The following is a 26,563-nucleotide window of genomic DNA, read 5'->3' on the forward strand; positions in this document are numbered from 1 at the left end:
TAGGAGGTGAGTGTACAATGAGTTCTTACAAACGAGATATTTTATTATTCGTTTTAGCAGTAGTTGCATTTTTGGTAACTTTTATACCCAACGAAAACTTTAAGAGTATTTATTTTGTTTGTTATTTAATTATTGTTGTTGCGGTAACCATCGTTTTTTTTCGTTCAAAGAAGCGAGGAGAGCGAAAAAAAAATAGTGAATGATAAGAAAAATGAGCATCTTCTATATTTATAGAAGATGCTCATTTGGACTCACTTATTATTTATGCAAAGTGACTCCGATATTTTTGTGTGTCGAATTCAAATTTTTGAATTGAATTTCACTATGCTGAAAAATCCAACGTGCGCGGGTAAACTTTTCTTGATATGGCTGAATGTTTTCTTCTTTCATTTCTTCTCCGGGTACGAAATCGCCCACCTTAATCTCAATTATAGTTCGCTCGATGGCTTCTTTCAGTCTACGATAGGCATGGAGTTTTTCCTCCATGCGTTGCGGATTTGCATACGTTTGTGCTTGTGTAAACCACTCCCCACCGCGATAAATACCAATCAGAAGATGTTGACGTGTTGGCATAGGCTTCATTCGCTGTCTCATTTCTTTTTTAAGCAGAATAAACATTGCATCTTTTCCTTCATTCATTCGTTTTGTGATTAAATCGCTAATCACGCACGCAGGAAGCAACACCTCAAAGTCACCCATCATAATTTGAGATCGCTTTGGATTTGTTACATTTAAATGAGTGTGTAAGTAATCATACATCGTATTTTTTTCATTTTTCATATTCGTTTTCTCCTCCTTTTGTTTAGTTTTTTGGATAAAGCTACTGTGCCATCGCTGAAAATGTGGCGTCAATAAAATGGCCGTTTCGTAACAGCAACTTCTCTACACCGGGTATCGTTTCATCTTGGCTTAAAATGTTAAGAAGGAGGTCGTATTTAAACCTTTGATCAGGGGTCAGCTCATCTTGATGTTCCACAAGAAACAACCGTTTCGCTTCTATTTTCGGAACTGGATCAGTATCTGAAGCCAAGCTTTGGGTACCGGCATTGTTCTTCTCCTTTAATTTCAACTCAGCTTCTCTCCACTGCATCACGGTATACCCTGCAATCGGTTCTTGTACTGATTGCTGAAGATAATCCAAAATCTCTGATCGACGCGTGTCACTGAGCGTGCGGCTTGTAAAGATGTACTCAGCACCAACATACGCTTTTCCTTCCCACACATACCCCACGTCAGGATGCTGCGTGCTTTGAGTGCTTTCCATCCAGCTCACTTGGCTCTCCACATCAGGCACAGTTGGACCATCTTGCCACTCAACACGAACGGCATTGGTAGACGTATACACCTTAAACCGCTGATCAGGAAATTTCTGCCGTAGCACCTGTCGTACTTTTTTAGCAGTAGCACTCGGTTTCTCATAGATTCGCATCTCTATCTCTCCCTTTTACAATCGGAATGACAAAACAATTGGGCTGGTAGATATCTCCCTGTTGATGGACATCCAGCACCACGTCTTTATAAGGCTCTGGTACAAGCAGCCAAGATAATACTTGTCTTAAACTCACCGTACCTGCTCCGTAATAAAACCAACTTAATCCGGTGAATTGAAGCTGCTCCGTTGTCGTTCGGATCGTAAGACGATACCATTTCTGATCGCTAAAGTTTCCCCGAATGGTGACAATATCACTGATACGGATACGTCCAGATTCAATGAGCCGGCGAATGGTTTTCATGCACTCATCCGGGCATTTTTTATAATAGTAGCGATATATCATGGCTGTTACACCTTATCAATCGGTTGAAGGAAGTCCATGTATTTTACTGCCTGTAGAGCATTGGAAGTAAGCTGCCGCTGCCAAGCTCCTTGACTTGGCGCCCATTTAAAACCACGCTTTTTAAGCACATTACGCTGCTCGTCGGACGGCTTTTCATCAAATAAGATTTGTAGGCGGTTGGCTTCCATATTGCTCAATACCTTCCCACCTTCAAACTCCCATTCATCAGCAGGTTTCTGCTTCAGATCGTTCAGACGCTGCTTCAGCCGTTTAATATTTTGCAAATTATTCGTCAACTCGAACGATGGAAAAGGCACAGGAGATGTCCGCCAATCATTTGACATGGACATCTTCAGCTCCTCTACCTGTTGATCGGTAAGCTGCGGGCAGCCATCAAGTGTCTTATGCTTGCGGTAATAAGCATTGACCGCCTTCATATGATCTTGATCTGCTTGCATAGCTTCGATCTTCTTCTCTAGCTTAATCCTAGCGTCTGGATCGTCTGCACTGATTCCACCTCTACCAACAGTTCGCATTTTATCCAGCAAATTCTCGATCTCTCGGTATTGCTGCATGTTTCGATCTCGTGCTGCATTCTGTTTTTCTTTCTTCCGAACAGGGAAATTTCCTCCACCCGTTATCAAAAGGGACGGAACGCGAGCATCGATAGCATTACGCTCATTGAAGTTTTCAGCCAATTTGCGAGCGTAAGTATCCGTCAGAGCATCTAGTTTTTCATAATACATGGAGTCAACTGTTGCTTTACAGGCTGCTGCCACTTCGTAAGCATGGTTTACCATCGCTTGGTATTCAGCAGTTGCACTACCTTCTTTGTAGTCTGAAAAGCTATTGGCTTCTTTTGCACGGCGCGCTACTTCTTCATTGATAGAATAGTACTTCATCTTTACATCCTCCGTATGTCATAAAAAAAGGCGAACCTTTCCATAACAGAAAGGTTCGCCTTTTAAATGAGTTTTATTTTATCGTCTTATTCCTTTGATCAGTCAACATTTTTAAATATGGCAGTCTACAATAACCAAGTAATGTTCTGGATTGGCATTTTTAATGAATGTATCGTAGTAGGAGGTACTGAAGTCTCTTGCTGCTTCTGGAGTCTCGGAACCTATACCAAACCATCCCATTTCTCCTGAAGCATGCCAAGCACCGTCTGGTGTAACTACGGCGTACGTTGATATGCTCACCAAATGACGGAAAAATCCTTGTTTATCGACATACCGTTTGAGATATGATGCTGGATTAGAAAATTTAAAAAATCCTTTTCCAGCCATAACTGCATCCCATTCTTCCGAAGCTTCGGCTGCACCGATTTGGAACTTAGGTGCTAAGGCTGCGGGTATACGCATTCCTTCTACTTCAACAGTAACTCCTTCGCATGTATCTTGTTCAACAAAGAAGATATCTTTCAGCTTAGCCGCATTGACCTGCTCTCCTGTTCGAAGCAGCAGCATATTAGACCAGCGTCCTCCAATTTCCCACCAGTCCCACTTAGCATTTGAGTTTTCCCAATAGCCCCATGTACCGGTCTTCTGATCTTTAGATCGATAACCGATGAACTGTACCATAAAATCATCAAACGAAGCATATACTTGAGTATGAGGAATTTGAACTCGTTTTAATTGGGTGGGTACTTCTTGAATACTTATCAATTCCCCAATAATCGGTTTACGGAAAATAGGATCATCTGGTGAAACTAGCTCACCTTTTTCCAGTTCAATATACTCTGCTGTTTCTGTTTCATATCGGAGTCTATATTCCGGCTCTATATCGACAAATGTAAGATACTCTTTAGGGCAATCACTCAGATTGTTTTGTTGAAATGGCGCTAAAAGATGTTCTACATCGTTCAAAGACGGTGTAATCACTGCAACAGTATAATGACTCATAGTCAGCATCCTCTCATAGATATACTCAAATTTTCATTCCACTCATCATGGATTTCATTTAGATCATAAAAAGAGTTCACATCTGGATAATTACCAGACATGAACTCTTTTTTCATACGTTATTTTTCGATGGCACTAGGCAAAATAGTATCCTTCAATACTCGTTGATACAATTGCTCTGCTGCTTTCCAATCACGCTTTCCTCCATCACTCCGAATGATCAAATCATCCTGTAGATGATGTTTAGCAATCAGCAAAAAGACAGCAACGGCCAAATCATACGGACGTCTATTGGTTTTGCAAAATTCAAAATGATGTCCTTTTTCATTTGGCATTTCATCAGGATGAACTGTCATGACGCGAGGGAAGTTCATACCCTCATATCCTTGTGCTCCGGGTCCATTGAACAGGATCGTCTCTCCATTCAAGATCGGAAAGCCGATACCATATCCATTACCAAGTGTAATACCCTCTTCAGTCAAGGCTGGCAACATACGTTCAAAATCCATTTTGATCTTCACAAATGTATTCGCATCGATTTCTTTTGTTCTGTACCAGTAGTGAGTGTATCCCATTGTTCATTTCTCCTTTAAATGGCTTATTTTTATTTTTGGGCAACATGTACCGGCAAGCCGGTTAGTTCCATGACTTCACGTTTGAATCGTTCTTCGTCGCTATTATGATCACTCAGATGTAGGAGATGAATTTCTTCCACACGACTCAGATCATTACTCTTCAAAAAATCTTTTACATGTTCCAGCGAAAAGTGGGAAGAGACGACGCGGCTTTTTACAGATTCGGATACTGCTCCTGAAGCAACATTCTCATATAAAATATCAAGTGCGAAATTGCACTCCACCATAATATGAGTGAGTCCTTCAAAGCGGTAACGTAGGTAATACGTATCCGTCGCAAATAGGAGTTTGTCACCCTCTCCATTGACCATAAGGAAGCCCAGTGGCTCCGCTGCATCATGCTCCACTTCAAACGGAAGAATGGTCCAAGTTCCTACAACAAAACGCTCTTGCGCCTGTATCGGCTTGATGCGGTGACTACTCAGTTGTAACGACTCAGCCGTACCACGACTCGTATAGACATTGACTCCCGATTTAAGCAGATGTGGAATCGACAAGCTATGATCTTTATGCTCGTGTGACACCAAACAGCCAGCCAAACGAGCAACCTGAAAGCCAAGCGCCCGCTGAATCTCTTTGTAATGAATACCTGCTTCAATCAGTAGCTCGGTTTGCCCATCTGTGATCAGATAGGCATTACCGGAACTACTGGAAGCAAGTGTACGAATATGAATCATCAGAAGCCGGGTCCTTGGTCAGATTCGTTTTCATTCTCCGGCTGATCACTGCCAGTTGTAGGTTCATGTGCGTCATCCAGATCTTCTACTTCCTCCGATCTTGCTGGAGCTGGCGAAGGTCTAAGCGGTTCTACATCAATCACCGTCTGGTTCGCGTGCTGGGCAATTTCTTTTTTTACTTCACGCAGCGCTTCATCACTCGCTTCTTGGTAGGAGCGTTCAATTAAGAAGTTTCCAAAATCCTTGGGAATTTTCTTAACGACATTGTTTCGCATTTTACGAATCAACATGGATTCGCGACTTTGCGGCTCAGTCCAAGCGGGACTCATATACACTTGCAGTTCTGCATCATCCAAAGCAGCTAATCCTTTCTCACTTGCTCGTTGAAGGACATTCGCTTTTCGTGCAGCAATTTCTTTTCGCTGCTCGGCTGTTGCTTTGTATCGATCTTCACAGACACCAAACGTCTCATTCATCATTTGGTTATTCATGTGCGCAACCAAATTTCGGATCACATCATCACGCTCTGCAATATGGTATTCGACGGTGCCGTCTACCTTGAGAATCGGATAGACCACCCGGATCACATTTCCTTTTCCGGTCGGTGTCCATGTTGGTGCGACTACATCAAAACCTGTGTATTGTGGATACGTGAACGAATCATGTTCCCGCACGAGCCAGAACTGACCCACCTTTTTTACATCGCGACCAAAACGAGCAAGGATGGCATCATTGCCATCTCCCTCGATTCCCATCTCAATCTGCTTTTTCCAGATATCCTTATTGTCTGCTCCTTTGACCTTCATGTTCCGAAGCTGAAAATAAACCTCTCTAGGGCTGGCGGCAGCATTGAGTTTGAGCGATGCAATTTGGATCAAGGTTTGCGTAATATTGCTGCGATCCAGTTTCTCATCATTCCACCCAATGCTTTTGCTATCCAGCACCGTGTTGATGGCAGAAATGGCATTGAGTACACAAGACTTCGAATACTCATCCATTTCAATTCCATTACCAGTGAGCTGCCGCTCGATCATAGGGAAATAATTATCGTTCACTTTTGTCAATACAGTGGAAAAGTCGCTCATACTTGTACAGCCTCCTGTTCTTCCATCCGCAATGCGGTATCTGCTTTACTCACAATCAAACGAATCATTTGGGACCGCGTATCAATTGACTGGACAACGGATTCTGCATTATCAAAAAAGATGGGTGCAGTCACGCTGCAATGCTCCGCGAGCGTATTGATAATATCCAGTCCCACATTGATTCGAGCTGCATGGTTGAGTCCAGAGCTATACGGCACACCGTTATAGGTTGTTTCGCATACCTCTTTGAGTCCGCCATTGATCTGCTTGTCGAAAAGCTTGAAGCGAGCAAATTTGAATTTGCTGTTGATTTTCTCCTCCAACATATTCACTTTCGTCCGAATAAAGGTTTCCATCAGGAACACTTGATATTCGAGTTGCTCGTATTCTTCTGCTAACCGAGATTCTTGCTGTTCCAGTTCCGCGATACGCGCTGTTACAGCTTCTGCTTGTTTAATCTGTGCGCGCTGCTGTTCTTGCTGCTTTGCTTCAGCACGTAGGGTTGCAATGCCCTCTTGAATGCTCGACGCGCGATCTTGCTCATGACTCCGAAGATTTGTGAGATTGTTTTTCAATTCTGCGATCTGCTCCTGAATAACAACATACTCTTCATCTTGTTGCGGATCAGTCATTGCATCCTCACAATCACTCAGTTCGGCTTGAGCAAATAGAATCGCGACTTTTGTATCGGACTGCTGTTGCTGTAAGGATTCCATTTCAGCAGTCAAGGTTTGGTTACGTGCTTCCAGATCATGGACGACTTTCATGGCTCCTTTGCCGTCTATATTGATTTGTTGCAACGTTTGGGCACGTTGTACATTGAACTCCGCTTCTGCTTTGTCATGTGCTGCTTGTACTTGGTCGGCAGGCAATGACTGACCACACGCTGCGCAAACATCGTCACCCTCATGGTTATGTTCAAACACAATGGATTTGACTTCTGTCCAGCGTGTTCGAAGCGTATCGGCTGTTGATTTGCTTGCATCGATCTGGCGCTGATTGTTTTGGATCTGACTACGCCGACTCTCTAGTTGCTGAGTCTGCTTGTCATATTCCCATTGATGATCACTGAGAGCCTTACGAAGCGTCGATATCGACTCCAAGCTACCTGCCCGATGCTGGTTCAACACGTCCAATGCTTGACTTTCAAGTTGACGAATCTCATGTTGTAGATTCACAGCTTCCGTTCCTGATTGGAGATGCTGAAGCTTATGATTCTCTTCTGCTATACGATTTTGTAGCTCCTGAATGGAAGCATCCAGCTTCGCCATATCTACATCAGAGATGTCCGGCGCGCTTCGACGCACTTCATCAATTCGAACGGGAATTTTGTCAATTTCCTGATTGAGTAGTCGCTTTTTATTCGCAACCACTTTTTGATGGTCTTCAATGCTGCGACCATTCAAGATGGAAGGCAAGTTTGCCAGCTCCGTATTGCTTTGAATCACATCCGTATCGGTCACATCTCCACATACTTCTAGCAGTAGTACACGGCGTTTTTCCGCGTTCAAATGCTCATTAAAGAAGATGGGATTCGTCAGTAATCGAAACAGATCTTCACGAATGATTTGCGCCACTTCCTCTTTATACGCAGCTTCTTTCAGCGGCACATCATCAACAAAATATGATGTTTCATGACCCGTAAATTCTTTCTTTACCGATCCGCGCTTTTTGGTCCATTTTTCAGCAAATACCCGGCGAAAGGTGCGGGTAATGCCATCAATATGCAGCACTGCTTCGACTTCATGATCCAGCATGTGCTGCATCACTTCACCCGACTCGTCCAGCTTTTTAATTTGAAAATCAGTGCGGTTGTTGCTGTCTTTACCGAATAACAGCCAGTAAAATGCGTCAACAATCGTTGTTTTACCAGTCGCATTCGTTCCCAGTACAGCTACATCTTTCCCGCCAGGTATAAGCACAAATTCATCCAACCCTTTGAAATTCCGGAGTGCCAGACGCTCTAACGTAATGGTCGTCATGCCTGTACACCTGCTTTCGCGAGTCGGCTTGTTTTATAAGCTGCCAGTACCTCTTCTACTGCTTCCATCTGTTCATCCGTCAAGAGCAATTCAATAGCCATTGCTGCTCCTTCAATGCGCAAGACAGCAGGCGTATAGTGCATTGCCTCCTGCACCTGTGCTTGAATACCTTCATTGGATAGATCGCAAGTAAAAACTGTTCGTTTCATATTCAAATTCCTCCTTATTTAAAATAAAAAAGGCGAGTGAATCCCCAAGAGGAACCACTCGCCTTTTCATCATTTCCATTCATTTTTTAATAAGATTATTATCCGTTAAAATGGCAAATCGTCATCCGAAATATCAATGGGTTTACCATCATCCGAAAACGGATCTTGGTTCGTACGCGAACTACGGTTGCCACTTTGACTCCGGTTATTGCCACTACCATAGGAAGATTCTTCGCGATTGCCTCCGCTACTACTACTTCCGCCTTCACGATTCGACTCCAAGAATCGAACATTATCGGCGATCACTTCCGTCACGTAGACACGTTTCCCTTCGTTATTCTCATAATTCCGTACCTGAATGCGTCCTTCAACGGCAGTAAGTCGACCTTTGCGTAAGTAATTTGCGCAGGCTTCTGCCTGTTGTCTCCAACTCACAATAGGAATGAAGTCCGCTTCACGTTCTCCACCTTGATTTGTGAATGGGCGATCTACAGCTAATGTAAATTGCGCCACGGCTACACCAGCCGGTGTATACCGTAGTTCTGGATCTTTGGTCAACCGTCCAATCAAAACTACGTGGTTCAACATTGAAAAAGCCTCCTAATTTGTATATTGTTCTATTTTTTTCTCAATTTCTTCTGTCCATGCTGGACGTGAGGATGCTGAGTACCATTCACAAGCGGGTTGGAGCAGCGGTACTTCCATCTGCTGCTCCCGCTGCTGGATGCGCTCTACATACTTTTCCAGCTTCTGCGTTTTGATGCCAAGCAGTAGCCAAAAATAGGCTTGTTGCTCTTCGCGCTCAACAAACGCCTTCCACTCGCCCCATAACCATTCCAGTGAACGTTTATAGTAAGCCATATCGCGTTCCCTCATTCGTCTCCAGTCTGGATCGTTGCCTCCGCCCAGCGATTGCCGAAGCAAATACCGCTGATTGCGATTCAAACGTTCAGCGGGATGAATGATTTTGCGCTTGCGATAGCGCTGCGCGATACTATGTTCGTCCACTTGCTCCAGAAGCGAAATAAAGCGAAATACGCCCCCTCGTTCTCCGCAAAACCAGCATTTAAACACCTGATCTTTACTATTGAGTGAAAGGTAATATTTTCGCTGTTTTCCTTGCTTGGTGTCTTCATGGCAGAATGGACATTTACACTTCACTTCCTCTTTATTTCGAGAGGAATGATCCATGTGTAGTCCATGCTCCTGCGCAATATCGACGATATTAGGTAGCATCTCTCATCACTTCCATGATTCGTTCTTGTGGACTCTGTGACAGCTCAATCTGCTTCCAGTTGGGATCAAGTACAATCTTCTGAGTAACCCAGTGTACCGATTTATACGGTTCTTGCCATTGCCAACGACGATAAGCAGCTACGGCTGCTTGGATGTGTTTACAAGGTTTGTTGTAACGGCAAGCCGGGCACTCATGCGTAATCACCAAGTCCTTTTGAAATGGCTTAATCTCAACGAGATACACGCCATTGTCTTTACTGGAGGGAAACGCACAAATAAGCCGATTCTCATTCTGAAACGTAGCATTGGGTATCAGTTGATGGTTATTGGCTTCACTCATTGTTTGTGCTCCTCGACAACTGCCTGAAGCTTCTGCCACATTTGAAAAATCTCGGTTTGGAGACTTCCTTCCGATGCAAGGTACGCATCGTCTAAGAGAGACAGAATCTGATTCAACAGCGGTAACAAATCTTCTACATCTTTGGAGTTTGACCATTTCGAAGCAAATTGTTCTTGCACACCTTTAGGTAGCATGTACTCATTTACAACTTGGTCCATTTCGATCACCTGTCCTTTTTTCATCGTATCGATGTTGTCTACATTGTCATTGCAATTTGTTTGTCCTTGATGGTTCACTACCATTGCAATCATCCTTTCGACTTTGAATGTAAACGCAAAAAAGCCGATTCTCGCATAATCAATCTATGCAAAAATCGGCTTTACATTACGTTTATTTGGTTTTTAATCAGAACTTCCTTTTGGAGAGCCTTTCGGTACTCTTTTCCTTGTCTCCGGCAAAACGGGAGTGACGGACAACTTCTTTTAGCCTGCTTTTACCTCACTCTTCCTCATCTTTCGATAAGTCAGCAGGATCGAGGGGTGTTACACATTATTCCGTATCTCCAGCAAATGGGAGTGTCGGGGTGGAGCTAAATTACACCCCTACTTTAGCATAGCTGATACGGTCTGACAAGATGTTATTCAGCTTTGTTTAATTTACGCTGCCAAATTCCATCGTTCTGACGATAAAACGTATACTCTTTACGTAAATCCTGATCTATCAAAGCATGTGCGTGCGTCAAAACATGATTTAACGGTTCGATCTCCTTCAAGTTCTCTGCTATAACGATAACGGGAAATTGGCTACGCCGCAGCTCTCTCTCAATGTTGTTGGTATCTTGTCCACGCAGAATGAGTACATAACGTGTATGCTCACCCATTTGGATCTTACCAGCAAACGGAGAAGCCGACGCTTGGATTTGAAAGCCTTTTTGCTTTTCATGCAGCGCACAAGCAAATTGAAAAAATACCAGTTTACTCAGCACGTCTGAAACGTCCCAGTTACACCAACTGTTGACCGTTTGGTAAGGCTGTAGTAGCTGAATCGCTCGTGTTCCCAACGTATACACTGGTATTGTAGTCCGGTTTTTTTGAAATTGATGCTGCACCAGTTTATTCTCTGCTAGCATTCGGCGAATATGCGGACGCTTCCAAGCAAATAAGCGTCCAAGCTGCACGCTGCCGATACAGCCAATCGCTCCAATAGCCTGTAATCCAACCTCTTCCATGGGTAGACGAAACGGTGCATGACTGGCTTTTTCGTTCGGTTCAATCTTAGTTGGCTGCCACACCCAGTCATGGGATAATGAAAAAGAAGACCGGGACATTGCCCGATCTTCATGAACGTTTTTCATGTCCATAACTATGCTCCTTAGCGCTTACGTGTAATTTGCGCAAAAATTTGTTGTTTTTTTACATCCAAGCGAAGAATGCGCACGGTGACCTTATCGCCAACAAGCGGTCGATCAAATGCCATATGCCGCACCAGTGCATCAACCCCGCGCTCTAAATTAACAAATACCCCGTATTCTGCAATACCGGATACTCGACCGACATATTCTCCGCGTACGTTATACCGTTGACTGCAATCTGGCCACGGGCTTTTCTCTAATACTTTTCTGCTAATCACTACGCTTTTATTCTCTTTATCCAGATGGATCACCTTCACTTTAAAGTGATCTCCAATCTCCACTTCTTCGCGCAAGTCTTCGGTCCAACCGTGTGCGTAATGCTGCACCGGCAGCTCTACTTCGATTCCTCCAATATCTACTTTCATTTGCTTGACGTTCACGGAGCGTACGACTGCTGTAATAATTGCATCGTTCTCTAACCATTTCCATGTTGCTGTCTCCATATGCTCAATCGCTGCTTGCCGTGAAGCAATAAACGTCTTGCCATCTCGATCATACGATACAATTTTAAAGGCAACCGGTTCACCTAGCATCCGCCGAAACGCATGGGAATCATTTACACCCGCATATTCTTGTGGGATCAATCCACGAACTTCGCCTACCTGCACCACCCCGCAAAGCTTGTTCAGTTTGGTTTCCATCCCAATCAGTTCTGCCTGCAAAATCAGATTATTTTGCTTCGCGCTATAAATTTGCGCCCAAGCTTCATCGTATCCAGTTTGTTGCAGCTTGCTTTCATCGTAACCTTCAATCAATACTCGTTTCAGTTCATTTTGGCTCATGGGTGAATCCTCCTATGGGTTTATGTGTGTGATCAATACAAAGAACCTCACCGATCTCAGTGAGGCATTACTCAAATGGGTCATTTTCCATTACGGTCTGTATGGCTTGTTGCTTACGAAGCTGAAATTCATGGTGCAGTTTGTTTAAAAATGGGTGCTGTCTTCCATGAAGCTGAAATAGCCTAGTAAAGGCTGCTTCAGCACCTTCATGTTGAATGATCTCATTCCATACATCATTCTCATTGCAGGCAAGGTTTAACTCATTCGCTATCCATTGCAATGATTCTTCAAAATATCTCGACTCTAGGGACTCCATCTCCGAATTGTCTAAGTCCGTACTATCGTTTGCCAACACGTCTTCAGCATTTCCTAAATCTGATGGTTCCATCGGTTGTTCTGCATCAACAAAGGTCAACCTAGATGAAGGGATTGCCTTCTCTTCATATGCAGTATCTGTTTGCTCTTCAACAATTGGCTCTGGATTATGCTCTTTGTGTTTGCGTTTAAAATGAAATGTAAACGACAACTGCTTTTTGCGAACCTCCCACTCTCGACGCTCGCGCCAGTCACGCGGAATAAAGTTGCCCTTGCCGATCTTCGGCGGCAACGGTGTACCTTCTTGCTGCAATCGCGCTACATAGTAAAACTTCGGAAGTCCGTCCATGAGCTGCGTATAGTAAATGCGGTCTTCCTCCTGCTCTGTATCGCGGTAATTCTCAGGTAGCAAATTGGGCATAAGCATTTGCTGCTTAAACGTACTTTGTCGGCTGATGATTTGCTTCTTGCCAAACTCTCTTGAAAACTCCAGTGCATCCTGATACGAAAGTCCACCGAACGAAATTTTGTTGCGGCAGCTCGTCAAGATCGCCTGCTTCATCGCTTTCGCACTAAATTTCCCCGACTCTACTTCTAATTGACCCAATGATTGCGCAGCTAAAATAACAGCAGTTCGGAACTCCGGTCCAACGGACAAGAATCGTTCCACTTCTGGATTGATATAGCGAGCATATTCATCTGTGAGCAAAAAGTGCGGGATACGAGTCTGTTCTGTACCTGGTCGCCGGAAGGTTCCGTTTTGAAGGTGCATCAGGGTAAACATGCCAAACGCGTCACCGGCACTTTTGAGTTTGCCCATCGCTGTATTAACAGCTAGAATCCCTCCCTCCGAATAGTGTCGATCCATATCAAAGTCCGATTGCCCCATTAAAATAGGTTTTAAAAGCCGATTGGATGTGATGTTTTCCAGTTGTGCTCTCAAACCAACTACAAACTGCTGATACTTCTCTTTTTGCGCACCAAGCAGCTCTGCTTGGAAAAACTGTACCAGATCGGATTCTCCCTCTTTGAATCGCAGTTCTTTAACCCGATCTTCCAGTAACTGCTGATCCCGCATCGCACGTAATACATCATCAAGGTTCACATCATCACCATATAATCGCTTGAGCAGCTTCGTGATGTTTCTACCAGCCAGTTCCTGCACCGTAGCAAAAAAGGCTTCTTGCTTGCCAAACATAGACTTTAACACCGATACCATCGCCTCAGCTACGTCGTCCTCATCACCTTTCATGACCGGAAACGATGCAGAGTTTGCTTTAAGCGGATCGATATAATGACAAGGCAAATCCATTTCCCCACACATTTCCGCTACCATTTCAGCCGTATCTCCTTTAGGTTCTACAACAGAAATCCCCAGCTTTACGCCTCGTTTTTTCGCAAGTAGGAGTTGATAGATAATAGGCTTGAGTATCGTTGCCGTTTTGCCGCAGCGCGGCGGCCCTATGACAAGCATATTTGTAAAGCAATCCATACCGCCCCATGTAACTTGTTTCATTCCAACGGATGCTCCTCTCCCAGATATAATTCAAGTTCTTGGCTTTTCTCACCGTTGAACATTCGTTTGATAGCTTTCCATCGATCTTTCATAGTCGGTTTCACGATGACTAACTGCTGCTTACTGACATTGCCACGACGTGATTGTAAATTATGCTGCATCCGGTGATTCGCGAACGTCAAAAACAGCGATGCCAATAGCCCGATCACAAGCAGCACATGCAATCCGGTTACGGATGAAATTGGAAAGGTCGGCTGCTGGATCAGCCAGACCTGTCCTTTGAGCGCCAATGCTGCTCCGCTCCATAATAGACCAGTGAAAAATACCAGTACCTGATTGCGCTGCTCCAGCACCCAGCCGTGCAAGTACACGAGTAAACTAGCCAGAGCAGGTAACCACGTCCACCATCCCAACCAATCGGGCGTTTGCGCATACAAATAAGTCCAGCCACACAAGCTGAACACAAGCCATATAAACCGGATCATCGCAAACTGTCCAACAAGTCGAATGGATCAATATTCGGTTGCACCGATTGCGGCAAGATCTCTTGATCAGACATAAAGCTCGCAAATTCATACACGGTTACTTGCTCTTTCTGCTTTGTGAGCTGCTCTGCATATTCTAACTTGCGTGCCAATGCATAGATCGGTATACCGTTATCGTCTGGAATCTCAAACTGACCCATCAGTCGTTGCAATACAAGCACCTGATACGCTTCCTCTGTTTCATCGTAGAGAAGTTGACCGATGAACGGCGGCTTGGCAGCTTGGATCGTGAACGCTGGCAGTTCGCCTTGCATATGCTTCACAAATTCAAAAAAGACCAGCTTGGATAGCCAGTCTTCGATGCTCCAATATTGGATGTGTTGCGGCTCCTTTCTTACATGTCCGGTAGCTCCAAGCCCTAGCGTATATACAGTCATCTGACGACCTGCCAGGTACAAATCATGTGCTATCAATTCGCCGGTATTTAGCAGGGAATGAATATGTTGTTGCCGAACGCCAAACAAATCCATCATTTGCCCCTGCTCAATCGCGCCGATATCATATACCGCATCCAGCAGCACATCGAGTGTGGGAAAATCGATATCCACACTCATGTGATGCGGGTTCAGCTGGATTCGCCACGATTGATGTACATCATAGAGTGGCACTATGTTGATCTGTGGTTCCGGTAGCAGCAGTGGATGATCGATAAGCAGTGACTGTTCTCCTCTTTCGTACTGAAGTTGTTGGCTCATACGATTGAATGCTTCGATATATCGCTCTTTAAAACGAGCCGCTTCCTTTCCCCGATAGCCCATAACGAGAAATATAAATCCATCTTTCGTCATCTCATAGTTAGGATAAGGACGTTCCCGATCATTCCTATATTCTGACTCCCCAAAATTGAGGAGTGAAAATTCTTTGCTGCAATCCAGATTACGAATATCACGTATAACATGATCATGACGCTTTCCAAACATCTTCGCCACTTTCAAGCTATCTGTCTTGGGCTGCCCATTCACCAAAAACACCATACCCTCCATGTCTTCCATCTGTTCTCCTCCTAATCGTGATCGATACTCGGTGCAACATTGTGCTCAGTACAACCCATAATGCCTTCTCATGCTCTACGTAATACAAGTTCATTTCTGTTCTCCACTACCTTCTTTTTCTTGTAGTCGTTTAAAATGATGTTCAACGGCGATACGTGGTATACCGAGCACATCAACGTGTCGTTCGTGTTCCATTAGGTTTTGATAATGCTCTACCTCTTCTTCAAAGCAGATCACCAGCACCCGATGCCCTTCTCTGCGGCTCCTTTCTGGCGTGTAAAACTTCAAATTGCGCCTTAACGTAAGCATATCGCCCGTTAGCTGCTCTACCAGATACGGCGGTTTCCCTTCCCCTTCCCTTCGTAGTCCGTACAAGAAACCGTACTTATCACGCTCTTTAACACGTACAAGTTGCCCATAAGAAGCCAGTACTTGCTGCAAATGAGCATATCGATCACTCGCTAGAATATACCAACGTGTCAAGTCGATCCCCAGCTCATCATACGGCAGCAGATAGATTGGAATACCTCCTGTAACTAGTCCCTCTTGCTCGCATAGTTCTACGAAACGTCTTTTGACAGAAATATGCTTATAAAAAATTAAATATCCTTTGACTTGTAATTGTTTAGATGAGCGGATTTCAGTCACGATTTTGATTAATGTTTGTGGCTTCGTTTCGGCATTAAGCATATATATCGTATAGTCTCCTTGTGTAGTCTCAAAACAGCCAAGCAGTAAATCTCCTCGATTTAAGTGATATTTTTTTTTGATCCTTCTGGAATCCAAAAAGGGGATTTCAGGTATTCTCAGATGCAACTCATTCGCGTCGATAATATATTGCCGCTGTTTTGCAGTAAGTCCCATATCTCGCGCACGGTAGCTACTTACCTCTATTCTTTTCTTAGCTACCAGCAATTCCATCCCGCGCTCTGTGATTCGTATATAAGCAGCTACTCTAGTATGTTGCTCTATTCGTCTACCGTATACTTGCGTCACAATCAATCCCTCACATCTCATAATGTATAGCCGCTTATTCGCATATTTTACATTCCCATTAAAATATTTAGCTGTAACCTGCTGCTTCGTCAGCTCACGCAATTCATACAATGCCTGCAAAATTAATAAATCCCGTTCTGTCCATTCTCGCTGTTTTGGCACTCTTATCCCTCCTTCTTTTTGGAAATTCCTTCGCCCTTTCTCTACTCACTATCTGCTCATCCTCACCTTTTCTTTTCTGTGTATATTTTCTGCTAATGCAGGGTGCTCCGAAGCCACCACTCAACTGCGTTTCGCGGTAGCTTCTCCTCACCTTCTCGCTTTTTATGACTTACTCCTTTCCTTATTGTCCTTTTAAAATCAATGTATTTAGTTATTTTTTAGCATCGATTACCGGGTTCAAATCAAAAGGTATTAGATTCAGGTTCAAATGAACCCGATTTCCCATTGGTGATTCCATATTTATTATTTACATATATAGATAAATTTCCAATATTTAACGTTGGACTAATTAACACTTTGATGTGATTTTTACCTGCTTCGTCTAAGAATCCAGCTTCCAAATTAACTATTTCTTTCCACGAGTCATCTTTAATCATTTGTGCATGTCTAACAGCGTTAATTAACAGACTACGATTTCGATTATCTGTATCACGAATGATTAAATTTTTAAAAAAGTGACAGATATAAATACAGGCATGATCTAACGTTGGATATTCAGCATTACGCACAGCTTCAAAAGTAGCATTCCGATAATAGTCGCGAACTGCCTTAAAATATTTGCGATCTTGACTGTACAAAGGCAGCATACCTTCATAAGACAATTGATATACAGGATATCCATTCAATTCAAACATTTCGAAAGAGCAGGGTGGATAAGATAGCGGATCAAGAGACCAACTCTCTGGTAAAAACGATCTTTTATTTGCAATTGCCTCACTCAGATCATAAGAAAGCAAAACAGATTGAAAATACATTCGTTCTAAATTCAAAAGTTCTCTTTGTTCTTCCTTCTCACGAAAATTTAAACCTTCCAACTAAATCACTTCCTTTTTACGTTTGTAAATCACTAGATCATACGTGCATCACACACTGATGCATTTGGTATTGTTATGTGCGGCACGTACTGATGCACTTAACGATAGTAAGTGCATCACATAATACATTGTGATGCGTATCACTTCAACTCGTTTAAAAAATCAAACGGATCTTTCGGTGTATCGCGATCTGGCGCTGGGGATGAGTCATCATCAAACAATAGCGATTCCAGATCAGCAGTTTCCTTTTTAACCTGTTTGTTAAACCCAGCCAGAGCAGTTGCGATTACATCCGGTTTTTGATTGCGTTCCTCCGCTCGGCGCTCAAGATCAGCTTGAACTTCCGCTAATTTGCCTACGCTATTCGGGAAGTTCAAGCCGGAAAGAACCGTATATATCGTTACTAAACCAGGTTGATCCGCTCCATACGTAGCTACTGGATTTTCATCCAGTGTAGGCGTAGTGCTTTGTAAAAAGGATTGAACTTCCTCTACAAAAGCATGAGTGAAAAGCTCATTTGTATAGGACTGATCCGCTACAATGCTTACTGCACTACTAGCTGTATCGGAAAGATCATAGCCTGTACTCAGTTCTCCATTTAGAACACTTTGCTTGAGCTTATCCATGTACGTAACTGGAGAGGATACGTCGATATCTTTGATTGGTAATACGCACTTAGCAATATGCAAACATCCACTGCTGCGTAGCATGTTCAACCACTCTGAAGCATCGAAATGATAGTTACCAACAGGGATATAGCTTGAAGTCACTGTGTTGAGTTCATGAAGTAGCTTCGCAATATGACGATTGCAAGATTTCATAAATTCTTCTACACTAGAAGGTTTTTCTTGAGCAAGTCCAACTTGGAAGAGCTGTTCGTTGTCCACTACAACAATTGCTCCGAGCCCTGCCATTGCTTGCTTAATGGTTTGTAAACGCTGGAGCGCATTATTCAGCACCTTGCGTCCTTCATTTTTACGTGGTAGCGTCAATAACAGTCCAAACCGACCAGCAAAGCCTGAAGCATGTAGTAAGCGTATAGCTTCAATAATCGCCCCTGTTCCAGTTCCACCCCCAAGTCCGCAAGAAATGAATATGAAATCACGATCTCTGAAGTAGCTGATTACCTCTTGCGTGATCATCTCTTTATTGTCCTCAAATGCTTTTTGTCCCAGTACAATATCTCGTCCAACTCCGCGGCCGTATCCTTTTAGCAAGAGTTTTTTGGCATTAGGAAGATTGGGTAATTTGTCCAAGTCGATTTCATTACTATTAATCAGTAATGCCGTGTACGGACGAGTTGGATCAGCAGATGACATTGGAATATCTGCACAATCAACGGCAATGGATGTTCCGCCCATTCCCCAGCCAAAAAAGCCATATTTCAAACTAATTTTCATATCTAACATGTAGAAGTTTCCTCCCCTTTTGATTTCTCCATTTGTCGTTGATCATGCCGATACTGAAGCAACTCTTCTCCTAAAACAGATACAGTGTACTGTTTTGTTTTAGCGATTTCTGCTACATCAACCAGTGCAGCTCCTTCCAGCATGGCGGCTGCTTCATCTAGTAAGTGTCTTGAGCGGATCGGTAATTGCTCGGCTTCAGGATGAATTTTTTTGTAGATCGTATTCGTGACATTGCGTAATTGCTCTTTTTGTACTGGACGATTTGCCATTTTAAGTCCAGCAAGCATCCAAATCATATTCTCGTTTTGAACAGTAGCTGATAATAATGCTTTTAAAATTTGTTCGCGGTTTAGCAATTTTTATAATCTCCTCTCTTAATTTATACAAAAAAGCCCTCACCTTGTAGTGGTCAAGACCCTATTTTATGGACAATGAAAAAACACCCTAAGAAACGAACTGGCGTCGGTACTCTACCGGCGTCAGTTTGTTTCGTTTTCGCTGCGGTCGTTTCGTGTTATAAAAATGGATATACTTCTCGATTCGTCTTTGCGCCTCGCTCCAAGTTCGAATAGAATACAAGGAGAGCCCTTTCGTTTTGAGATGCGAGAAGAAACTCTCTATGGAGGCATTGTCATAACAATTGCCCCCGCGAGACATGCTGATTTGGGCGCCAACCTTGGGCAGCATGTCGTGGTACAGACGAGACGTGTACGGGGCTCCGCGGTCGCTATGAACGACCACGCCTGTCGCGTCTTTTCGTTTGCGAAACGCTTTCTCAAACGTACGTTGTACCAGTTCTTTGTCAGGACGTTCGCCTATTTCATAGGCAACAATTTCGTTGTTGAATAGATCTTTAATCGCCGACAGATACAGCCAACGCTCCCCGATTCGGTACTGCGTCATGTCGGTCACCCATTTTTCGTTTGGTTTTGCGGCTGCAAAGTTCTGCTTCAACACATGTTCTGCGACGAATCCAGCTGCACTGGCTGTGTACGCATACCGACGTTTTGTACGGATCTGAGATCGGATACCCAGTGTCTGCATGAGTCGAAGCACCTTCTTGTGATTCATCTAGACGCCTTCATCTTGCCAAAGAAAGAGTTGAAGCTGACGATAGCCGTAAACGCCGTCGTACTTCGTATAGATCTTGCTCACAAGCTGTTTGTCTACCATTTCTCGGTCACAATTTCGCCGATTCAACTAGGCATAGTAGCCGCTTTTCGATACGCGAAACAGCTGGCAGAGACGCTGAATCTGTCCCTTCTCATTCACCTGCCAAATGAACGCATACCGCGCTTTTGTTCCTTCTCCTTCCAGATTTTCAAGTACTTTTTTAGCAACGCATTCTCCCACTGTAACTGCTTGATCTTCCGGTCTGTATCTATATATTCTTCGCGTCGTCCTCTTTGATCCAGCAGTCCAAACTCGCCTTGTTCTCGGTACTTCCGCATCCATTTCTTGACGCGATCCAGATCGTGAATCTGAAGATGATTTGTAATTTGACGATATGTCTATTGTTCTTCCACATGCAGCCGGATGGCTTCTTTCTTGAGCTCTAACGAATAGGTTTTAAACTTCTGTCCTTTTTTTGCCATAAAAAACACACCCCCAAATGCTCATTAGTTTACCCAAGGGGCTTTCTAATGTCCATTTTAAGGGGTGCAGTTCAGTAGCAGGTGAGGGCTTTTTTGTATTGGAATCTTCTTACTAATATTAATTTTTTAAATTAAAGATTCAATTTAAACTTCATTATTTTATTCATATAAATTATATTTTTTGTGTTTAAGTTCATATACTTTTGACCGGATATTTATAATTTTCTTTTGTTCTACAATATAAAGCATGGGATCTTTAAAGTCCAATTTGAAGTCTTTCTCTTCTGGTTTAGATTGTGATATTTCCAAACAGTTCAAATCGTTGTTTAACTGTTCTATATAAGATTTGTCGATAAAAATAGTTTTTAATAAATCTGTGTTAAAATCTTTATCAATTTCTTTTATTAATGACATCGGATAGAAAAAGTCATTTAAATAATCCTGTATCCATTCTATATAAAAAAAAGGATAATTCATTTTTCCATTATGGATATAATTATTGAGCCATCTATTTATAGTTATTAACATATCAGGATCGATAAATAAACCTATTTTCTTTTGATGCCATTTTTCTTTCAAAAAGTGTAGTAAGTTAGAAATAGTTAATCTAGAATCTTTTTCCTCTAGACCATCAGTATCTAATTTCAATCCCGTCAAACCAAGCGACAGTTTCACTTGCACTTCTATAGATTGTCTCAACAAAAAAATAGAAGATTCCACAACTGGCATTTGATAATTAAAAGTATAATTGATCATATTTTTTGCCAAACTAAATATCTCAAGATTGGCATGTTTTTGCGTTCTCCTTATTGCACCTCCCACTAATATATCCACATCAAATAGCAAGTTACAGTAAAAATGAATACTATTTTCAAATAAAGGTGAATAAAAAAAGGTTTCTTTTATCTGATTTAGTAACAGAGCATGCGCTCTGTTCAATGATACAAAAGCTGCTATACTCTCTAGATTAATATTTTTTTCTCTTCTATTCAAAATATCTTTTAAAACAGAAGATTTGCAATATTCTGTAGAAGTCATTCTAGATTCAAGCTCTTTTTTAGCTTGTTCATGAATATTCTCTAATTCTTCCTTGAATTGTTCAATTCCACTATAGTAAGCTACTAAAAGTCTCATTGTTTTACTAGGATAATTATTATACTGTTGTGTAATTGTAAGACTAGCTCTTTCTAATAAGTATTGATTTACAGACTCCAAAATGTCATCTTCATTACTCTCAACTTTTAAGTTTGAAGATAGATACTTTGACACTATTTTCACTACATCTTGTGGCTCCATGTTATAGTGACTCAATAATTATTCACCCCATTTTATAAATTATGACCGCCTAAATATTGTCTCATAAATCCAATTTTTATAATATAGAATAATTTGAAAATTTTTAAAAGTATGTTTTAAAATATAAGCCCACCATCCCACTATAAATTAGTATGGCGGGCACTAATTATTTATGATTTAAATTTTAATATTTAAAAGATTTCTTTTTATAGCTCTATCAATCATGGCAGCAGTTTCAGCGCGATTTAATTTAATATTAGGTCTGAAAGTTTCATCTGGATAGCCTTTTATAATTCCTTTAATAGTCAATTTGTTTACATCATTCAATGCCCACTGAGATATTAAATCAGTATCAGAGTAAAGTCTATGACTTATCTGAACTATCGAGTTAGACAACATATTTCCTAACATCTTTACTGCTTGTTCACGATTAATCACCTCATTGGGAGCAAATTTATTTATACTGAATCCCTTCACTATACCATTTTGGTAAGCTGCCCGTAATTCTGGCATATACCAGCCGATATCATCTATATCTTTAAAGCTTAATGGCTCGTCTCCAGCTTTTTTGATTTGCTCAGGAGTCAATACCAACCGAGTCAATATTGCCATAAATTCGGCGCGTGTTGTTCCTACCGACGGAGCATAGAGATCATCAGAAATACCTTGAACGATACCCATATCAGCTAAGCGCGTAATCGATTCTTTAGCAAAGCTGTGATCAATGTCAATGAAGCCTTTTTTAGTACTTGTATGCGGCTCATCTTCATCTGAAGGAGTTGAATCGCTAATCACTGGCTCTTCTGTTACTTCGGGTGCAGGCATTTCTTTCGCTGGTGCTTCTGTAACAAGTTCTTCGCGCTCCTTCTTCGTTTTAATCGGAAGGGTTAGCACTTCGGATCGATCACCGTTCTCGTTTTCAGTCCAGACATTGAAGGTATAGATTGAATCTGGTTGCAAACGATCCTGCACATACTGGGCATAGCCATTGATCGTTCCACGATACAACTCCTGACTCTGAGCGGCAATGACCAAAATTTCCGCGGTCAAATCATGCTTCAAATTTAATGTAATACTGGTTTTTGTACTATCATAACTCAGCGCGATTTCCCCATCTGGCAACGTTTCTACTGTTGGTACTAGCATTGCTTTCCCCTCACCAGTGCTATTAACAGGCACGACAGTGTAGTCGCTATAGCGAGTTGCACTGTGGAGCTGTTTGATGACTGCGGCATGCTCCGTTGTTTGTGCGATCAACTGCTGATCTGCATCATATACGCGATACTGATCCGCTCCCGGTACTGCTGTCCAACGGATCTGCAAATCGTGTACATTCACATGATCTACACGGACCAATTTGCTATAGTCGGGGCTATCATCCTCGAATCCAGGTAGCGTACGGAATGTGTACAAAGATGCTGTACCAGTTCCCGAAGCATTTTTTGCAATGACTCGGTACTGTACGGTTTCCCCCGGTTTTAAACCAGTTGTACTGTACGCCGGCATGTTCACCGTAGCAAGTAAAATACCGGTAGAATTACGGATTTCGTAGGCTTCAGCACTCTTCACAGCCGCCCATTCAAGGTTTATAGATGTTGGTGTGTGTTTAGTGACTGTATAACCAGTTGGGGCTGATGGAAGTGTAAGGAAGTGATTCGTATACGCTTCACCATAACCTGCTGCATTTCCGGCAGCCAGCGAATAATGATATATGGTTCCGCCTTGCAAGCCGGAGACTATAGTTTCTCCCGCAGCTACCTCATACTCTTTGCCATTTACCGTCAATTTGTACTTGGTCGCACCAGGTACATCATAGACATCAAACGTTGCACGGTTCTCTTGAATATTTGATACAGCGATAGTGCCACTGGCTGGTAGATCTGGAAGCGTCGTGCCAACCATGCTGATGGAACGCCCTACACCGGACTGATTATAGGCAGCTAGTTCAAGCGTATGGCTCGTACCCGGTTGGAGTCCAGTAAACGTGTATTCACTGAGTACCGAACCCAGACGGATTACTTTGGTTCCATCCAATGTAGCTTGGAATCCTTTTGACCCGTGCGGAATATCAACATGTACTGTAAAACTGGTTGGCGTCGCCTTCACCTGTTGGAGTTGTTTTGGTGCTGCTGGCAGTGTCCAAACTTGGCTCAGGGTCGCTTTACTTCCCCAACTGGTGCTATTACCAGCAGCGACATCATAATCGTATGCCGTACCGGAAGCTAGCCCCGTATCTTGAAATGATGGTGCAACACCAGTAAAAATCACCTGATTGTCCCGGCGTAGACGATAGTACGTATCATCCGTTACGCTACTCCAGTCATACACGGCGCGCGTGACGCTGTTCCAACTTAGCGTAATGGTATTCTCTGTCATTTGCACTGATTTAAAGTTATTTGGCTGATCCGGTAGCGATAAAAAGGATATATGATACGCTGCGCCTTCCCCGCTGGCATTCACTGCTCGCACGGAAAAATCATACATCGTGTACGGCTTGAGACCAGTCACCTCCTGATAGGTAGTACCAGTGACCGTCACATCAGCATCCACCTGCTGATTGCTCCAGTTGGTTGCTGTGATTCGGTAGCCGGTCGCGGATTGTACCGGTGTGATGCTCAGTAACGCCGTACGGTAATCCTCACCGCTTGCATATACCGAAGCATTCACCGTTGCTTCCGGCAGCGTCATTCCCGTTGCGGGCGTACTGCTAAGGCTACTTCCTACATGATTTTTCGCTGTAATGGTATACTTGTATTCATTTCCCCCAGAAAGATCTGTATCGAGTAGTTGATTGACCGGATAGTTTATCGTCCAGCTTTTGCGAATTGTTTCATTACGAACAATATACTGCCATCCATCTGTGTTCGCTCCATTTGTTGGCAGTGACCAGCTGAGTAACATCTGATCGGTTGCTGTCCCGATTACGGATAGCGTTGGCGCTTCCGGTTGGCGCTGAATCTGATAGGCATTCGACGTAAATCTGACCACATTGTCTGCAAGGTCGTAACCTTTCAAATGTAGATACCAGACCCCTTCCTGACTGAGCGTAGTCGTCTGCTTTGTACCGATTGCTTGATCCCAAGCAGTCGGTTCCGCTGTCGATTGCGTCCACTTGTAGTAGAGTTTGTTTGTGTTTAGCCCCGATTCAGCATCTTGAAAGGTAAACGTTACTGGAATATCCTGATCCGTCCATGTCGCTCCATTTTTGGAGATAGTCACGCTTGGCGCTACATCATCGATATTACGAATCGTGATTGACTTGGACGCTATGTTTCCTGCTGCGTCTTCAAAACCAAATGTGTAAGTCCCGTTTGATGACACCGGATAATCGTAGTGACTGCCCGCATGGGCAACATTACCAGGCAAACGGATGTACTGGAATCCAGATGCGCTGTCCATGCCGTCTGCGCTGATGGTCACCGACGTTGCCCAGCCCTGCGGCGCCGTCAGTACACCCACCGGTGGCGTATTGTCGATGTTGATTTTTCCACTGATTAAGTCGCTCTCCCAGCCGACGTTATCAACAGTCGTTGCAGTAACGATTGTTTGACCTTCAGCGGTGATGGATTGAACGTAACCGCTGCGTCCACCAGTTGCTGCTTTGGTACGTGCCTGCTCAGTGGCACCGTACAGCGAGTAATATACGCCATTTACGCCTGATCCTTCGTCGGTGCCGGGTAGGAATGTAAGATCAAACGTGCCTCTATACCATTTTGTAGAATCCAATCCGACAATAACCGGCACATGAGGTTTATTCCGATCTAATCGACTGTATGCAGTCCCGTATAGACTTTCTAAAGTATCCCTAGTGAGCAATCGAGACTCAATCTTCACTTCACCCTCTGCTGAAATATTGACAGCCCCTGTATAATTGATCCAGCTACCATTAGCAATTCGGTATTGGAGCATACCATAAAATTGCTCGTAATAATTTCCATAGTACGTGGGTTTCGCAATCGTGAAGCTATTATTGCTACCTGTATGATAGGTTTCGCTTGGGGATACGGTAATCACTGGAGCAGACGTTGGTGGAATATCTTTACGATATACTCGGTATTTGAGAGATTTCATTGTTTCATAGTATCCTGAATCCCATGCATAATAAATCTGCATGTTAGTTAGCTTTTTCTTATAATATTCCGCGTAGGATACACTTCCTTTTTGGTTATCGTAAATACCATATCCAGCTGGACCGTTAATTTTCACCACTTTGTATTCGGTATAGACGCTGTAGTTGCTCGCGCCTACTGCTTGACCATTTCCAGAAGGCGTCCAAATAGTAGTGTACGTATTTCCCCCATCATCACTGGCATTAATTTTACGGTTGTATGAAGTGACACCATTTCCCCCTACGCCAGCAACGGATGTTTCTGCTTCGACAACTACATAATATTCTGCTGCACCAATATCATTGGGAACTGGGACAGAAACATTGGCTTGAATGGATTTAGCGTATCGATAATAAGTACCTGCCGAATATCCCCAGTAGCTGCTTGCTCCAGTTGTTGTACTCCCAAGGACAGGATTTTCTACATATCCAGACGCGACTAGGCTCCCGTAATTCGCTTGTTCAAATGCTAAATCCGACGATGAGGTTGCTTCTGCACCTGCCTGTTTAATAATGCCGATCGGTAACGTTAAAGAACCCAGCAGCAAAACCACTGCTAGGCACCCATGAATATATTTTTTACACATATTCCTCCTCCATCCATACATCTTACAGCTCAACTTCGCCACTATACGTAATTTAGCATGCATACTCGTACATAGATTCGCCTCCCTACAAAATAAAATGCAAGCAACGCCTGCTATATAGAATAAGAAAA

The 26,563-nt window shown here is 43.1% G+C and carries 28 protein-coding genes; 1 reads left to right on the forward strand and 27 read right to left on the reverse strand.

Translation table 11 applies throughout. The features are described 5' to 3' along the window. Positions 1-17 precede the first annotated feature (17 nt). The gene (locus ACDE64_RS12845; RefSeq protein ID WP_411347041.1) at positions 18-203 is read left to right on the forward strand and encodes a hypothetical protein; all 186 of its coding nucleotides are present in this window, start codon (positions 18-20) and stop codon (positions 201-203) included. A gap of 55 nt (positions 204-258) precedes the next feature. On the opposite strand, the gene ACDE64_RS12850 is transcribed toward ACDE64_RS12845, so the two are convergent. From ACDE64_RS12850 to ACDE64_RS12980, 27 genes are all read right to left on the reverse strand, one after another. Continuing rightward, on the reverse strand, positions 259-780 hold the full coding sequence (locus ACDE64_RS12850) for a hypothetical protein (RefSeq protein ID WP_411347042.1): 522 nt from the start codon (positions 778-780) through the stop codon (positions 259-261). 40 nt (positions 781-820) lie between these two features. Then, on the reverse strand, positions 821-1,429 hold the full coding sequence (locus ACDE64_RS12855; protein ID WP_411347043.1) for an LPD29 domain-containing protein: 609 nt from the start codon (positions 1,427-1,429) through the stop codon (positions 821-823). Further along, positions 1,416-1,733: a hypothetical protein gene (locus ACDE64_RS12860; RefSeq protein WP_411347044.1), complete on the reverse strand. Its 318-nt coding sequence runs from the start codon at positions 1,731-1,733 to the stop codon at positions 1,416-1,418. Before ACDE64_RS12860 ends, ACDE64_RS12855 begins: the two co-directional genes overlap by 14 nt. Before the next feature lie 47 nt (positions 1,734-1,780). Next, the gene (locus ACDE64_RS12865; RefSeq protein WP_411347045.1) at positions 1,781-2,677 is read right to left on the reverse strand and encodes a hypothetical protein; all 897 of its coding nucleotides are present in this window, start codon (positions 2,675-2,677) and stop codon (positions 1,781-1,783) included. 111 nt (positions 2,678-2,788) lie between these two features. Next, positions 2,789-3,679 carry a hypothetical protein gene (locus tag ACDE64_RS12870; RefSeq protein ID WP_411347046.1) on the reverse strand — a complete coding sequence of 297 codons (891 nt, stop codon included), beginning with the start codon at positions 3,677-3,679 and terminating at the stop codon, positions 2,789-2,791. 119 nt (positions 3,680-3,798) lie between these two features. After that, on the reverse strand, positions 3,799-4,254 hold the full coding sequence (locus tag ACDE64_RS12875) for a hypothetical protein (protein WP_411347047.1): 456 nt from the start codon (positions 4,252-4,254) through the stop codon (positions 3,799-3,801). A 29-nt stretch (positions 4,255-4,283) separates the two neighbouring features. Then, positions 4,284-4,991 carry an MBL fold metallo-hydrolase gene (locus ACDE64_RS12880; protein WP_411347048.1) on the reverse strand — a complete coding sequence of 236 codons (708 nt, stop codon included), beginning with the start codon at positions 4,989-4,991 and terminating at the stop codon, positions 4,284-4,286. Next, positions 4,991-6,076 carry a hypothetical protein gene (locus ACDE64_RS12885; protein ID WP_411347049.1) on the reverse strand — a complete coding sequence of 362 codons (1,086 nt, stop codon included), beginning with the start codon at positions 6,074-6,076 and terminating at the stop codon, positions 4,991-4,993. Before ACDE64_RS12885 ends, ACDE64_RS12880 begins: the two co-directional genes overlap by 1 nt. Beyond that, the gene (locus ACDE64_RS12890; protein ID WP_411347050.1) at positions 6,073-8,058 is read right to left on the reverse strand and encodes an AAA family ATPase; all 1,986 of its coding nucleotides are present in this window, start codon (positions 8,056-8,058) and stop codon (positions 6,073-6,075) included. Before ACDE64_RS12890 ends, ACDE64_RS12885 begins: the two co-directional genes overlap by 4 nt. Continuing rightward, positions 8,055-8,267 (reverse strand): hypothetical protein, encoded by a 213-nt coding sequence (locus tag ACDE64_RS12895; protein ID WP_411347051.1) that lies wholly within the window; start codon positions 8,265-8,267, stop codon positions 8,055-8,057. Before ACDE64_RS12895 ends, ACDE64_RS12890 begins: the two co-directional genes overlap by 4 nt. Positions 8,268-8,372: 105 nt before the next feature. Continuing rightward, positions 8,373-8,855 (reverse strand): single-stranded DNA-binding protein, encoded by a 483-nt coding sequence (ssb, locus tag ACDE64_RS12900; protein WP_411347052.1) that lies wholly within the window; start codon positions 8,853-8,855, stop codon positions 8,373-8,375. 12 nt (positions 8,856-8,867) lie between these two features. Further along, on the reverse strand, positions 8,868-9,503 hold the full coding sequence (locus ACDE64_RS12905) for a hypothetical protein (protein ID WP_411347053.1): 636 nt from the start codon (positions 9,501-9,503) through the stop codon (positions 8,868-8,870). Further along, on the reverse strand, positions 9,493-9,843 hold the full coding sequence (locus tag ACDE64_RS12910; RefSeq protein ID WP_411347054.1) for a hypothetical protein: 351 nt from the start codon (positions 9,841-9,843) through the stop codon (positions 9,493-9,495). The genes ACDE64_RS12905 and ACDE64_RS12910 overlap by 11 nt, the downstream gene beginning before the upstream one ends. Further along, positions 9,840-10,145, reverse strand: a complete 306-nt coding sequence (locus tag ACDE64_RS12915) for a hypothetical protein (RefSeq protein ID WP_411347055.1) — start codon at positions 10,143-10,145, stop codon at positions 9,840-9,842. The genes ACDE64_RS12910 and ACDE64_RS12915 overlap by 4 nt, the downstream gene beginning before the upstream one ends. 335 nt (positions 10,146-10,480) lie before the next feature. Next, complete coding sequence (locus ACDE64_RS12920) at positions 10,481-11,203, reverse strand: hypothetical protein (protein ID WP_411347056.1); 723 nt, start codon at positions 11,201-11,203, stop codon at positions 10,481-10,483. Positions 11,204-11,214: 11 nt separating this feature from the next. Next, on the reverse strand, positions 11,215-12,036 hold the full coding sequence (locus ACDE64_RS12925) for a S1 RNA-binding domain-containing protein (RefSeq protein WP_411347057.1): 822 nt from the start codon (positions 12,034-12,036) through the stop codon (positions 11,215-11,217). A gap of 67 nt (positions 12,037-12,103) precedes the next feature. Beyond that, positions 12,104-13,867: a type IV secretory system conjugative DNA transfer family protein gene (locus ACDE64_RS12930; protein ID WP_411347058.1), complete on the reverse strand. Its 1,764-nt coding sequence runs from the start codon at positions 13,865-13,867 to the stop codon at positions 12,104-12,106. Beyond that, on the reverse strand, positions 13,864-14,352 hold the full coding sequence (locus ACDE64_RS12935; protein WP_411347059.1) for a hypothetical protein: 489 nt from the start codon (positions 14,350-14,352) through the stop codon (positions 13,864-13,866). The genes ACDE64_RS12930 and ACDE64_RS12935 overlap by 4 nt, the downstream gene beginning before the upstream one ends. Then, on the reverse strand, positions 14,349-15,404 hold the full coding sequence (locus ACDE64_RS12940; RefSeq protein ID WP_411347060.1) for a Rha family transcriptional regulator: 1,056 nt from the start codon (positions 15,402-15,404) through the stop codon (positions 14,349-14,351). The genes ACDE64_RS12935 and ACDE64_RS12940 overlap by 4 nt, the downstream gene beginning before the upstream one ends. A 90-nt stretch (positions 15,405-15,494) precedes the next feature. Continuing rightward, on the reverse strand, positions 15,495-16,562 hold the full coding sequence (locus ACDE64_RS12945; RefSeq protein WP_411347061.1) for a hypothetical protein: 1,068 nt from the start codon (positions 16,560-16,562) through the stop codon (positions 15,495-15,497). Between the two features lie 242 nt (positions 16,563-16,804). Then, positions 16,805-17,437: a hypothetical protein gene (locus ACDE64_RS12950; protein ID WP_411347062.1), complete on the reverse strand. Its 633-nt coding sequence runs from the start codon at positions 17,435-17,437 to the stop codon at positions 16,805-16,807. 140 nt (positions 17,438-17,577) lie between these two features. Next, on the reverse strand, positions 17,578-18,846 hold the full coding sequence (locus tag ACDE64_RS12955) for a plasmid replication protein (protein ID WP_411347063.1): 1,269 nt from the start codon (positions 18,844-18,846) through the stop codon (positions 17,578-17,580). After that, positions 18,840-19,202, reverse strand: coding sequence for a hypothetical protein (locus ACDE64_RS12960; RefSeq protein WP_411347064.1), 363 nt, complete (start codon positions 19,200-19,202; stop codon positions 18,840-18,842). Before ACDE64_RS12960 ends, ACDE64_RS12955 begins: the two co-directional genes overlap by 7 nt. Positions 19,203-19,290: 88 nt before the next feature. Beyond that, positions 19,291-19,917, reverse strand: a complete 627-nt coding sequence (locus ACDE64_RS12965) for an IS3 family transposase (RefSeq protein WP_411347065.1) — start codon at positions 19,915-19,917, stop codon at positions 19,291-19,293. A 197-nt stretch (positions 19,918-20,114) separates the two neighbouring features. Beyond that, positions 20,115-20,345, reverse strand: a complete 231-nt coding sequence (locus ACDE64_RS12970; RefSeq protein ID WP_411350290.1) for a hypothetical protein — start codon at positions 20,343-20,345, stop codon at positions 20,115-20,117. Between the two features lie 255 nt (positions 20,346-20,600). Continuing rightward, entirely contained in the window at positions 20,601-21,737 is a 1,137-nt protein-coding gene (locus ACDE64_RS12975; protein ID WP_411347066.1) for a hypothetical protein, read from the reverse strand. 177 nt (positions 21,738-21,914) lie between these two features. Further along, positions 21,915-26,432 carry a fibronectin type III domain-containing protein gene (locus ACDE64_RS12980; RefSeq protein ID WP_411347067.1) on the reverse strand — a complete coding sequence of 1,506 codons (4,518 nt, stop codon included), beginning with the start codon at positions 26,430-26,432 and terminating at the stop codon, positions 21,915-21,917. Between the last annotated feature and the right edge of the window lie 131 nt (positions 26,433-26,563).

Origin of the sequence: Paenibacillus sp. WLX2291 (assembly GCF_046603665.1) — a bacterium.
Taxonomy (GTDB): domain Bacteria; phylum Bacillota; class Bacilli; order Paenibacillales; family Paenibacillaceae; genus Saccharibacillus.